Origin of the sequence: Pseudooceanicola pacificus (assembly GCF_009789075.1) — a bacterium.
GTDB lineage: Bacteria > Pseudomonadota > Alphaproteobacteria > Rhodobacterales > Rhodobacteraceae > Pseudooceanicola > Pseudooceanicola pacificus.
Genome location: NZ_WNXQ01000006.1, coordinates 177,455 through 188,969, shown reverse-complemented (window position 1 = coordinate 188,969; position 11,515 = coordinate 177,455). Strand labels below are relative to the sequence as shown.

The window sequence follows — 11,515 nt, the reverse complement described above, 5'->3', positions numbered from 1 at the left end:
CCGTAGGTCAGGCGATCAGAGCTGGGCGCGGCAGCGGATCCCGGCGGGCAGGCTGCCATCGGGGTTCGGCAGCACCAGACGCACGCCAAAGGTGCCAGAGGCCGCGTCGAACACCCGGTCGATCACGTCGACCCTGGCCATCAGCGCGGTATCCGGCGCGGTGTCCAGGTAGATCGGGACCTCGTCGCCGATCTTGAGCTGCCCGGCCACCGATTGCGGCACGTAGATCCCGACATGCAGCGGGTCGAGCGCGGCAATGGTCATCACCGGCTTCTGTTCGCTGGCGTATTCCCCGGGATCGGCGCTGCGGTCGGTGACCAGTCCGTCTATCGGGCTGCGTATGGTCCGCTGGGCCATCATGTCCTGCACGCGCAGCAGTTCGATCGCGGCCATGTCCTTCTCGATCGTCAGGCGGTCCCGCTCCTGATAGAGCGCGATCAGGTCGGCCTCGACCCCGTCGACCTCGCGTTGCGCGATCAGGTTGCGCTGAAACAGCGAGCGGACGCGCTCCAGCTGGCCCTCGATCACCTCGATCCGTTTCTCGACACCAGCGATCTGGGTGTCATCTTCGGCCCGGCGCTTGGCCAGCGCCACCTGCGAGCGGATCGAACTGTCGCGCAGCCGCAGCAGCACGTCGCCGGCCTTGACCGTGCTGCCCCGGTCGACCGAGATCTCGGCGATCAGGCCGGGTATCTCGACCGCCACGTCGATCACCTGGCTGGGGGCCACCGTGCACGAGCGGATGTCGAGCGCGGCCGCGCCGTGCGGAAGTGCTGAGAGCGGAAGTATGGCCAGGATCAGACCGGCCCGTCGGACGCTGCGCAAAGGCTTGCCTCGCTGGAATTACCCGCGAACCATAGCGGAGCAGCACCCCCCGAAACAAGAAATTGCGCTGATTTTTCTAAATACTTCGCTTTCTGTGACGCGGTCTTTCCCCTAGTCTAGGGATTGCCGCATTCTTCCGGCACGGTGCCACCCGACAATGCATTTCGCGAGGAGCAGCGACGTCACATGGAAACACAACTTCTTTTCTACAAGCGGGCCGTTCCCGTCTCGAGCGAGGCACACAAGGACGTGTCCCTGCGCAGCGGCGGCAAATACGGTTTCGCCGCCGAAGTGAACTCGGTCCCGCTGGTAGCGGCTGAATTCCGGGCCGCGGCATCCGACTGCACCATCGTCTTTGCCGGTCAGGGCAAGGAGGTCATGCCGGTTGTGATCCTGGGCCTGCGGGACAAGCAGAACCTCTATGTCGAGGCCGACGGCAGCTGGAACGGGCGCTATATCCCGGCCTTCATGCGGCGCTATCCCTTTGTCTTTGCCAGCGGGCAGGACGGCAAGTCCTTCACCCTCTTCATCGACGAGGAATACGAGGGCGTGAACCGCGACGGCGAGGGCGAAAAGCTGTTCGACAGCCGTGGCGAACGGTCGATGTATTTGAACCAGGTGCTTGATTTCATGCGGGAATATCAGGCCCAATTCACCCGGACCAAGGCGTTTTGCGAACGCCTGGTGGACCATGACCTGTTGGAGCCGATGCATGCCCAGTACACCATGCCCGACGGCTCTCCGGGCCGGCTGGCCGGTTTCCTGGCCGTCAATCGCGACAAGCTGAAGGCGCTGCCCGACGAGGTGGTACGCCAGATGCTGGCGACGGATGAACTGGAACTGCTGTTCGTGCACCTGCAGTCGATGAACAACCTCCAGCCCCTGCTGCGCAAGGTGGCCGGGTCCGACCCGGCAGAGCCCGCCACGGCCCCCGAAGCCGAGGCACCGCTGGACGCCTGATCCAACGCGCAACCGCCGCGGGTACGGGCCTGCGGCGGTTGGTCGTGTCGTCACATCCCGGACCTGGCTGCCTTGGCGCCATGCATGCCGCTGTGCATGGCCGTGCGGCGGATCAATCCGATATTAACCATAATTCTGATTACAGGAGTCAGCCTGCACCCACGCCCGGTCCCGCCGTCGCGATGATCTTGCGCGCGGCGCGTTCATGCGGCTTGTCGATCATCTGCCCGTCGATCCTGACCACACCCGCATCCGGGTCGGCGGCAAAGGCCGCCAGCACCTTGCGGGCCCAGGCCAGTTCCTCCTCGGTCGGGGTAAAGGCGGCGTTGACCGGGGCCACGTGTTTCGGATGGATCACCGCCTTGGCGCCAAAACCGTCGCGCCGCGCCTCGCGCGCCTCGCGTTCGACCACCGACAGGTCGTCCAGCACCGCGCAGATCGTGTCGACCGGCACCACCCCCGCCGCCGCAGCGCCCGCAAGGCACAGGTTCCGCGCCAGGCGGAACGGTTCGTGGAACCCCTGCTTTGCCCCGTTTTCGCGCGCGCCGAGCGAGGCGGTCAGATCCTCGGCCCCCCACATCAGGCCCCAGAGCCGTTCGTCGCACCCGGTGTAGGAGCCAAGCGTGAAGAGCGAGGCGGCGGTTTCCGTCGCGATGGCCAGGATCCGGGTCGGCCCCAGCCCATGCGCCGCCTCGAAGGCCGCCAGGTAATGCGCCGCCCGGTTCAGATCGTCCGGCCCTTCGCATTTCGGCAGGGTGATCCCGTCGGGCGCGCATGGCATCACGGCGGCCAGGTCGGCCAGGGTCAGCCCGGTGTCGAGCGCATTGACCCGCACAAAGAGCGCCTTGCCGTTGCGTTCGGCCTGCAGCATCCGGGCGACCGTCTCGCGCGCGGTCTGTTTGGCCGAGGCGGCGACCGAGTCTTCCAGATCGAGGATCAGCGCGTCGGCCTCGCCCGTCACCGCCTTTTCGAATTTGCGCAGGCTGTCGCCGGGAACGAAGAGAAAACTGCGCATCACGCCGCCTCGGGCCGCTTGCGCATCAGCGCCATGCGCTTGCACTGGCCGACCAGCGTGTCGTCCTGCTTGAAGCAGAGGTGCTGGAACTCGACCAGCCCCTGGGTCGGGCGCGATTTGCTCTCGCGCACCGACAGCACCTTGGTTTCGGCGCGCAGCGTGTCGCCGTGAAAGACCGGGTTGGGAAAGGTCACCTCGGAAAAGCCGAGGTTGCCGACGGTGGTGCCCAGCGTCGTATCCTGCACGCTGAGCCCGACCATGATGGCAAAGGTGAACATCGAGTTGAACAGCGGCTGGCCCCACTCCGTCTCCTTGGCGAAGTTGAAGTCGATGTGCAGCGGCTGCGGGTTCATCGACATCAGGCTGAACATCATGTTGTCGGACTCGGTCACGGTGCGCGACAACTCGTGCCGGAAATGCTGACCTACGCTGAATTCCTCGAACCAAAGACCGGGCATCGCTGTCTCCTCCAAAACGGTTTGCTCAGGCGTAGCACCCGCCCGGCGAAGTGGCAAAGCGCCAGTTGCGGCGAGATCGGGGCGACATCCGTCTCGAGGCCTCCGGCGCAGGCCGGTCCCGCGGCGCTGAGTGTCGCGCCTTTGGTCAAGGACTGTCCATTTGCCCGCGCCCCTGCTCGGCCATGCGGCGGGGCGCGGGCGTCGGGCCGAGGGCGTCCGCCACAGGACCCCGATGGCCCGTCAGACGCTTTTCATCAACTGGTTGGCGGCAAAGGCGGCGCGGAAGAACGCGGTCCTCAGCCGCCGGGCCCGGGGGCGGTGCAGGTCCGACAGGGGCAGCGGCAGGTCGCCCTCGGCCTCGCCCGACAGCAGGCCGGCCATCGCCTTGCCGAACATCGTGCCGGTGGTGATCCCGCGCCCGTTGTATCCGATGGGCGTGTACAGCCCCTCGGCCAGCCGGTGAATGCGCGGGATGTGATCGTCGGTCATCGCGATGCGCCCGCTCCAGGCCTGCTCGAACCGCACGGGGCCGAGATCGGGGAACAGGTGGCGCAGCCGCCGCGCGGCCCAGCGGTGCGACAGGGCGCCCATGACACGGCCCATCGAGCCGACGGCGATCCGCCCCGCAGCGTCCCGGCGCAGCGAGAACATGATCTGCCCGGTGTCCCAGAGCCCCTGCCCGCCCGGCAGAACCTGCGCCGCGCGTGCGCCCAGCGGTTCGGTCGACAGCTGGAAGAAATCGATCGGCACATAGCTTTCGGCCAGTCCGGGCCAGAGCGCATCGCTATAGGCATTGGTGCCCAGCACCACATGGCGGGCCCGCACCTGGCCGCGCGTGGTGCCCAGCACCCAGCCGTCCCCGTCCCGGCGCAGCGAGGTGACGCGCACCCCGGTGGCGATCCGCGCGCCCGCGGCGGCGGCGGCGCGCGCCAGGCCGCGGGCATAGCCCATCGGGTTGACCGTGCCCGCGCGCCGGTCGAGCAGCCCGCCGTGATAACGTGCGGTGCCGGTGCGGGCTTCCATCTCGTCGCCGGTCAGCAGCTCGACCGGGGCGCCCAGCTCCTCCCACTGCGCGGCGCGGCGGGACAGGTCGCGCAGGCCCGAGGGCGCATGCGCGGCGTGGATCGTGCCTTCGCGCCGGGGTTCGCAGCGGATCTGGTGGGCCTCGATCAGGTCGAAGACATAGCCTGGCGCGCGTCCGAGGTACTCGACGAAGGAGCGCCCCCGCTCGGGGCCCAGAACCTCCATCGCCTTACGCGGCGGCAGCCAGACCCCGGCATTGACCAGCCCGACATTGCGCCCGGAACCGCCGTGGCCGATGCGTTCGGCCTCCAGCAGCAGGCAGTCATGCCCGGCCTGTGCGGCATGCAGCGCGGTCGACAGCCCGGTGAAACCGCCGCCGACGATGGCCAGCTCTGCCTCGCGGTCGCCCCGGGGCGCGGTGGTGTCGGGATCGGGCTCGGCGGCCGAGCTGTCCCAGAGTGAAATCGGTTGGTGTTCGCTGATCTGCATGTCCGGTCCGGTGGCGGGGCGCGATTGGTCCGCCCCCTGCCCGGCGCCGACCATGTGGGCCGCCCCGGGCGGTGTCAATATCCGCCCCGATCCGCCATTTCCGCTGCGGATCGCCGGTCCGGGCGACAAGTCGCACCGGATCGCGTCAGCACAAGTGGACCTTGGCCGCTGCATCGGGTAAGCGTTGCTCGGCTCAGGAAAAGGCTTGGATATTATGGCTGAATCGAACACCCCCGACATCATTTATACCAAGGTGGACGAAGCACCGGAGCTGGCCTCCGCGTCGCTCCTGCCGATCATCCGGTCCTTTGCGGCCGCCGCCGGGGTCTCGGTGGGGACCAAGGACATTTCGCTGGCGGGCCGGATCATCGCCGCCTTCCCGGAAAAACTGACCGAGGCACAGCGCCAGACCGATGACCTGGCCGTGCTGGGCGAACTGGTCAAGACGCCCGAGGCGAACGTGATCAAGCTGCCGAACATCTCGGCATCGGTCCCGCAGCTGGTGGCCGCGGTGCGTGAACTGCAGGCGCAGGGCTACGACATCCCCGATTATCCCGAAACGCCGTCGACCGACGCCGAGACAGAGGCCCGCGCCCGTTACGACGCGATCAAGGGCTCTGCGGTGAACCCGGTCCTGCGCGAGGGCAACTCGGACCGCCGCGCCGCCGTTGCGGTCAAGAATTACGCGATGGCCAACCCGCACCGCATGGGTGACTGGGTCAGCGACAGCAAGACCCGCGTCGCGGCCATGTCGGGCGGCGACTTCTTCTCGAACGAGACATCGGCCACGCTGGGCGCCGCCGCCAAGGCCAGGATCGTGCTGGAAACCGCCGAGGGCGAAACGGTCCTCAAGGACGGCCTGTCCTACCCCGCCGGCACCGTGGTCGACGCGACCTTCATGTCGGCCAAGGCGCTGGATGCCTTCCTCGCCGACGAGATCGTCAAGACCAAGGCCGAGGGCACGCTGTTCTCGCTGCACATGAAGGCCACGATGATGAAGGTCTCGGACCCGATCATCTTTGGCCACGCGGTCAGGGCCTGGCTCGCCCCGGTGTTCGATCAGTATGGCGAGCGCATGGCCGAGCTGGGCGTGAACCCCAATTCCGGCATGGGCGACCTGCTGGAGCGGGTGAAGGACGAACCCGAGATCATGGCCGCCATCGAGGCATGCCGCGCCGCGCGCCCGCCGATGTACATGGTGAATTCCGACAAGGGCATCACCAACCTGCATGTGCCTTCGGACGTGATCATCGACGCCTCGATGCCCGCGCTGATCCGCGACGGCGGCAAGGGCTGGGGCCCGGACAACAAGCAGCATGACACCAACTGCGTGATCCCCGACAATTCCTATGCGCCGGTCTATGACGAGGCGATCAAGTTCTTCAAGGCAAACGGGAAACTGAACCCGGCCACCGCCGGCACCGTGCAGAACCTGGGCCTGATGGCGCAGAAGGCCGAGGAATACGGCTCGCACCCCACGACTTTTGAAATTCCCGCTGACGGCACCGTGAAGATGGTGCTGGAAGACGGCACCGTGCTGCATTCGCACAAGGTGGAACAGGGCGATATCTGGCGCTCGGCCTCGGCCCGCAAGGCCCCCATCGAGGACTGGGTGAACCTGGCCATCGAACGGCAGAAGGCGACCGGCTTCCGCGCGATCTTCTGGCTGGATGCCAATCGTGGCCATGACGCCGAGCTGATCAAGATGGTCAAGCCGATCCTCGAAGCCAAGGGCGTGGCCGACAAGTTCGAGATCATGGCCCCCGCCGCGGCCACCAAGGCCTCGCTTGAGACGATCACCAAGGGCGAGAACACGATTGCCATCACCGGCAACGTGCTGCGCGACTACCTGACCGACCTGTTCCCGATCCTGGAACTGGCGACCTCGGCCAAGATGCTGTCCATCGTCAAGCTGATGCAGGGCGGCGGGCTGTTCGAAACCGGCGCGGGCGGTTCGGCCCCGAAACACGTGCAGCAGCTGGTCGAGGAAAACCACCTCCGCTGGGATTCGCTGGGCGAGTTCTGCGCGCTTGGCGAAAGCTTCACCTTCCTCGCCGACGCCAAGGGCAACGAAAAGGCCCGCGTGCTGGGCAAGGCCGTCGACGCGGCCACCCAGGGCATTCTGGACCACGACCGCAGCCCCTCGCGCAAGGTGGGTGAGCCGGACAACCGCGACAGCCACTACTGGTTTGCCCGCTACTGGGCCGAGGCCCTGGCCGCGCAATCCGACGATGCCGATCTGGCCGCACATTTCGCCCCGATCGCCAAGGCCCTGGCCGACGGCGAAGCGGCGATCACCGGCGAGCTGGCGGCGGCGCAGGGCAAACCGGCCGATCTGGGCGGCTATTACCACACCGATGCCGACAAGACGGCGGCGGTGATGCGCCCCTCGGCCACGCTGAACGCGATCATCGGCTGACACCCCTCCCCCCGCCCGGCGGGAGCTGACATGTCACACGGCATGGCCCTGTCACCGGGGCCATGCCTTTTTTGTCCGGTCGCGTCAGGGGCGCGTCAGGGTCGCCTCAGGGGCCCGGCCGCACCGGCCCGTCGGATGCGGCATCCAGCGCGCGGGCCAGCTGGCGGGCAAAATTCGCGGCGGCCACCGGCAGGGTCCGCCCCCGCATCTGCGCCAGGTAGAGCAGCCCCGCCGGCACGTCCCGCGTGTCCACGGGGCGCGACACAAAGGCCTCCGGCCCGCTGTCCTGGGCCGGCAGGCCGATGGGGATCTGAAAGGTCAGCATCAGCTCGGGCCCCGGATAGCTGCGCAGGAATTCGAAACTGTCCGACACGATCTGAGGGGTGATCCGGATCGCCGAGCGCCGCATCGCCAGATCCAGCAGGTAGCGCACGCCAAATTCCTCGCTGGGCATCCCGATCGGATATCCCACCAGATCCGACAGGCGCAGCACCGGCTTGGCGGCCAGGGGATGGTCGCGCACCATGACCACATGCACCGGCTGCGGCGCGGTGGCCAGCACCTGCACATCCGCCAGCCGGACCGGTTCGAACACCAGGGCGATATCGGCGGCATGGGTCACCAGCGCCTGTTCCGCGCGGTAGCGGTCGCGCAGGTTGACCTCAAAGGTCACCTTGGGGTGCTCGGCCCGGTAGGCGTTGATCTCGTGCGGCATGAAATAGGGCAGCAGGGCCTGGCTGCAGGCGACCTTCACATGGCCCCGCCGCTCGCCCTTCAGATCGGCGATCTGCGAGCGGACGCGGTCCAGGTCGGCGCGCTGCTGGCGGATGTGGTGGATCAGCAGCTCTCCCGCCGGCGACAGGCGCACGCCCCGCGGCAGGCGTTCGAAGACGGGGGCGCCCAGCTCCTCCTCCAGCGCCAGCAGGCGGCGGTTCAGCGCGGTCGAGGTCAGCGACAGCGAATCCGCCGCGCCCCGGATCGACCCGGCGCGGGCAATGGCCTCGATGAACTCCAGCGTTTCGAGCTGTTTCATGGCTTTCCCTGACTGCTGCAAAAAACGCACCGCAATGCTGCCAACTTAGCAGCAGACAACAGCAGTGCAATCCGTGACCCTCAGGTCAACCAGATCCGGGCCAGCCGGATTCGCTTTGCAGAGAGGGTTCACCACATGACCAGTTTCCTGACGCGCCGCCGTTTCCTGTCCACCACCGCCGGGCTTGCCGGGGCCGCCACGCTGGGCGGTCTGGGCCGCCCGGCCCGCGCCTCGGGCGAGCTGACCGTGGGGTTCATCTACGTCGGCCCGCGCGACGACTACGGCTACAACCAGGCGCATGCCGAGGGGGCCGCGGTCGTCAAGGCGATGGAGGGCGTCACGGTCATCGAAGAGGAGAACGTGGCCGAGACGCAGGACGTGCAGCAGACAATGGAGTCGATGATCAATTTCGACGGCGCCACCCTGCTCTTCCCCACCTCCTTCGGCTATTTCGACCCGCATATCCTGAAGGTCGCGCCCAACAATCCCGATGTCCGGTTCGAACATTGCGGCGGGCTGTGGTCCGCGGGGATGCCCGCCAATGTGGGCAGCTATTTCGGCTATATCGGCATGGGCCAGTACCTGAACGGCATCGCCGCCGGGCATGCGACCAAGTCGAAAAAGATCGGCTTTGTCGCCGCCAAGCCGATCCCGCAGGTGCTGCTGAACATCAATTCCTTCCTGCTGGGCGCGCGCTCGGTCGATCCGACCATCGAATGCCAGGTGATCTTTACCGGCGAATGGTCGATGGCGGTGAAGGAGGCCGAGGCCACCAACGCCCTGGCCGATGCCGGTGCCGATGTGATCACCTGCCATGTGGACGGGCCCAAGGTGGTGATGGAAACCGCCGCCGCGCGCGACTGCTTCATCTGCGGCTATCACGCCAACCAGTCCGTACTGGCGCCCGAGAAATACCTGACCGGCGCGGAATGGAACTGGGCCACGGTCTATACCGACATGGTGAAGAAGACGATGGCGGGCGAGCCGATCGACAATTTCGTACGCGGCGGGCTGGCCGAGGGCTTCATCAAGATGTCCCCGCTGGGCCCGGCCGTGTCCGACGCGGCGCGCGCGCAGTTCGAGGACACCAAGGCCAGGATCATGTCGGGCGGGTTCGCCGTGATCAACGGTCCGATGAAGGACAACGCCGGCAATGTCGTCGCGACCGAGGGCCAGGCCTTCGAGGAATCCGACGTGGCGCTGGAATCGATGGGCTACCTCGTCGAGGGCGTCATCGGGTCGACCTCGTAACATGGCGGTCGGGGCGGATATCCCGGCCCCGGCCACGCCCCTGCGGGCCTGGCTGACGGGCATCGCGGGCCGGGCCGAGGGGCTGCTGCTGCCGGTTCTGGCGCTGCTGGCCGGCTTTGCGGTCTTTGCCGTGTTTCTGTTGCTGCTTGGCAAGAACCCGGCTACCTTCTACGCACTTGTATACAAGGCCGGGTTCGGAACCGCCTTCTCCTGGAACAACACCCTGTCGCGGGCAGCACCGCTGCTGTTCTCGGCTCTCTGCGTCGCCGTTCCGGCGCGCCTTGGCCTCGTCGTCATCGGCGGCGAAGGAGCCATTGTGCTGGGCGGCGTGATGGCGGGCGGCCTGGCCATGCTCCTGGCAGGCTGGCCCGCCATCCTCGCCATGCCGCTGCTGGCGCTGATGGCCGCGCTGGTCGGCGCGATCTGGATCGGTGCCGTCGGGGCGCTGCGCCAGTGGCGCGGGGTCAACGAAACCATCGCCTCGCTGCTGCTGGCCTATATCGCCATCGCCCTGATGAACCACCTGGTGGAGGGGCCGCTGCGCGATCCCGCCTCGCTCAACAAACCCTCGACCGCGCCGCTGGCCGAGTCGCTGCGCGTCGGCGACCTGCCCGGCTGGAACGTGCACTGGGGGCTGGCCGTGGCGGTGGTCTGCTGCATCCTGTGCTGGGTGCTGATCGAACGCACCACCACCGGGTTTGGCGCCCGGATCGCGGGCGGCAATGTCCGCGCGGCGCAGGTGCAGGGGCTGCCGGTGACCCGGCTGGTGGTCGGCTTCACCGCGCTTGGCGGGGCCTTCGCCGGGCTGGCCGGATATTTCGAGGTCTCGGCGGTGCACGGGTCGGCCAATGCCTCGCTCGCCTCGGGCTATGGCTATACCGGCATCCTTGTCGCCTTCCTCGCCCGGCACAATCCGCTGGCGATCATCCCCGTCGCCCTGCTGCTCGCCGGGTTCGAGGCCTCTTCGGGTCTTGTCCAGCGCCGGATGGATCTGCCCGACGCCACGATGACCGTACTGCAGGGCTTTGTCTTCGTGTCGATCCTGGCGAGCGAGACCCTGACCGGGCGGATCAGCCTGACCGCCTGGCTGAACAGAAAGGACACGGCATGAGCGGCGATATCGGTCTCTGGGCGGTGCCGCTCGCAATGGTCGGCGGCGCGATCCGCGTGTCGACCCCGTTCCTGTTCGTCTCGCTGGGCGAGGTGATCACCGAACGCTCCGGCCGGATAAACCTGGGGCTTGAGGGCACGCTCGTCTTTGGGGCGATGGCGGGCTATGCGCTGGCCTATATGACGGGCTCACCCTGGATCGGGGTGCTGGCCGCCGCCGGCGCGGGGGCCGCATTCGGCCTGCTGCACGGGCTGCTCTGTTCGCTGCCCCGGGTCAACGACATTGCCATCGGCATCGCGCTGATGCTGCTTGGCACCGGGCTCGCCTTCTTCTTCGGCAAGGCCTTCATCCAGCCGGTGGCCCCTGACCTGCCCGCGATCAATCTGGGCTGGTGGTCCGACCTGCCGCAGGTGCAGGCCGCGCTCAGGGTCAATGTGCTGTTCATTATCGGCGGCCTGCTGGCCGTGGCCCTGGCCTGGATGCTGAAACGGACCCGTATCGGGCTGACCCTGCGCGTGGTGGGCGACAGTTCCGACGCCGCGCGCGCGCTTGGCATCCGCCCGGCGCGGGTGCGCATCCTCGCCACCGGATTTGGAGGGGCGCTGGCGGGCATGGGCGGGGCCTATCTGTCGCTGTTCTACCCCGGCTCGTGGAACGAAGGGATCTCCTCCGGCCAGGGCCTGATCGCGGTGGCGCTGGTGATCTTTGCCCGCTGGTCGCCGGTCAACTGCTTCTTTGCCGCCCTTCTTTTTGGCGCCGCCGGGGCGCTTGGCCCGGCCTTGCAATCGGTTGGCGTCACCTCGGGCTATTACCTCTTCTACGCCGCGCCCTTCGTGCTGACACTGGTGGTGCTGATCGCATCCTCCTCGAAAAGCGGCGCATTGACCGGCGCCCCGCGCGAACTCTCCATCACCAAATGACCGGAGCCTGA

At 67.4% G+C, this 11,515-nt stretch carries 10 protein-coding genes; 5 read left to right on the top strand and 5 right to left on the bottom strand.

Annotation, left to right across the window (positions count from 1 at the left end; all coding sequences use genetic code 11):
• Positions 1 to 15: 15 nt before the first annotated feature.
• Positions 16 to 825 (bottom strand): efflux RND transporter periplasmic adaptor subunit, encoded by an 810-nt coding sequence (locus GLS40_RS12345; protein ID WP_160383036.1) that lies wholly within the window; start codon positions 823 to 825, stop codon positions 16 to 18.
• Positions 826 to 1,011: 186 nt separating this feature from the next.
• Here GLS40_RS12345 and GLS40_RS12340 point away from each other — a divergent pair, with 186 nt between their 5' ends.
• Positions 1,012 to 1,785, top strand: coding sequence for a SapC family protein (locus tag GLS40_RS12340; RefSeq protein ID WP_160383035.1), 774 nt, complete (start codon positions 1,012 to 1,014; stop codon positions 1,783 to 1,785).
• Positions 1,786 to 1,933: 148 nt separating this feature from the next.
• On the opposite strand, the gene GLS40_RS12335 is transcribed toward GLS40_RS12340, so the two are convergent.
• From GLS40_RS12335 to GLS40_RS12325, 3 genes are all read right to left on the bottom strand, one after another.
• On the bottom strand, positions 1,934 to 2,800 hold the full coding sequence (locus GLS40_RS12335; protein ID WP_160383034.1) for an HpcH/HpaI aldolase/citrate lyase family protein: 867 nt from the start codon (positions 2,798 to 2,800) through the stop codon (positions 1,934 to 1,936).
• Positions 2,800 to 3,258 carry a MaoC family dehydratase gene (locus tag GLS40_RS12330; RefSeq protein WP_160383033.1) on the bottom strand — a complete coding sequence of 153 codons (459 nt, stop codon included), beginning with the start codon at positions 3,256 to 3,258 and terminating at the stop codon, positions 2,800 to 2,802. Before GLS40_RS12330 ends, GLS40_RS12335 begins: the two co-directional genes overlap by 1 nt.
• Before the next feature lie 240 nt (positions 3,259 to 3,498).
• Complete coding sequence (locus GLS40_RS12325; protein ID WP_160383032.1) at positions 3,499 to 4,770, bottom strand: NAD(P)/FAD-dependent oxidoreductase; 1,272 nt, start codon at positions 4,768 to 4,770, stop codon at positions 3,499 to 3,501.
• A gap of 214 nt (positions 4,771 to 4,984) precedes the next feature.
• On the opposite strand from GLS40_RS12325, the gene GLS40_RS12320 reads away from it, so the two are divergent.
• Positions 4,985 to 7,189 (top strand): NADP-dependent isocitrate dehydrogenase, encoded by a 2,205-nt coding sequence (locus GLS40_RS12320; RefSeq protein ID WP_160383031.1) that lies wholly within the window; start codon positions 4,985 to 4,987, stop codon positions 7,187 to 7,189.
• Positions 7,190 to 7,295: 106 nt separating this feature from the next.
• Here GLS40_RS12320 and GLS40_RS12315 read toward each other — a convergent pair whose 3' ends face one another.
• Positions 7,296 to 8,222 carry a LysR family transcriptional regulator gene (locus GLS40_RS12315; protein WP_160383030.1) on the bottom strand — a complete coding sequence of 309 codons (927 nt, stop codon included), beginning with the start codon at positions 8,220 to 8,222 and terminating at the stop codon, positions 7,296 to 7,298.
• 135 nt (positions 8,223 to 8,357) lie between these two features.
• On the opposite strand from GLS40_RS12315, the gene GLS40_RS12310 reads away from it, so the two are divergent.
• From GLS40_RS12310 to GLS40_RS12300, 3 genes are read left to right on the top strand one after another with little or no spacing between them, the layout of a single operon-like run.
• On the top strand, positions 8,358 to 9,473 hold the full coding sequence (locus tag GLS40_RS12310) for a BMP family ABC transporter substrate-binding protein (protein WP_160383029.1): 1,116 nt from the start codon (positions 8,358 to 8,360) through the stop codon (positions 9,471 to 9,473).
• 1 nt (position 9,474) lies between these two features.
• A complete protein-coding gene (locus GLS40_RS12305) occupies positions 9,475 to 10,584 on the top strand; it encodes an ABC transporter permease (protein ID WP_160383028.1) in 1,110 nt (369 codons plus the stop codon).
• On the top strand, positions 10,581 to 11,504 hold the full coding sequence (locus tag GLS40_RS12300; protein ID WP_160383027.1) for an ABC transporter permease: 924 nt from the start codon (positions 10,581 to 10,583) through the stop codon (positions 11,502 to 11,504). The genes GLS40_RS12305 and GLS40_RS12300 overlap by 4 nt, the downstream gene beginning before the upstream one ends.
• The last annotated feature ends 11 nt before the right edge of the window (positions 11,505 to 11,515 follow it).

What these genes read in the sequence shown, in the direction of transcription:
- GLS40_RS12340 (WP_160383035.1), top strand. Translation starts at nt 1,012, where the DNA reads ATGGAAACACAACTTCTTTTCTACAAGCGGGCCGTTCCCGTCTCGAGC.
- GLS40_RS12335 (WP_160383034.1), bottom strand. Translation starts at nt 2,800, where the DNA reads ATGCGCAGTTTTCTCTTCGTTCCCGGCGACAGCCTGCGCAAATTCGAA.
- GLS40_RS12330 (WP_160383033.1), bottom strand. Translation starts at nt 3,258, where the DNA reads ATGCCCGGTCTTTGGTTCGAGGAATTCAGCGTAGGTCAGCATTTCCGG.
- GLS40_RS12325 (WP_160383032.1), bottom strand. Translation starts at nt 4,770, where the DNA reads ATGCAGATCAGCGAACACCAACCGATTTCACTCTGGGACAGCTCGGCC.
- GLS40_RS12320 (WP_160383031.1), top strand. Translation starts at nt 4,985, where the DNA reads ATGGCTGAATCGAACACCCCCGACATCATTTATACCAAGGTGGACGAA.
- GLS40_RS12315 (WP_160383030.1), bottom strand. Translation starts at nt 8,222, where the DNA reads ATGAAACAGCTCGAAACGCTGGAGTTCATCGAGGCCATTGCCCGCGCC.
- GLS40_RS12310 (WP_160383029.1), top strand. Translation starts at nt 8,358, where the DNA reads ATGACCAGTTTCCTGACGCGCCGCCGTTTCCTGTCCACCACCGCCGGG.
- GLS40_RS12305 (WP_160383028.1), top strand. Translation starts at nt 9,475, where the DNA reads ATGGCGGTCGGGGCGGATATCCCGGCCCCGGCCACGCCCCTGCGGGCC.
- GLS40_RS12300 (WP_160383027.1), top strand. Translation starts at nt 10,581, where the DNA reads ATGAGCGGCGATATCGGTCTCTGGGCGGTGCCGCTCGCAATGGTCGGC.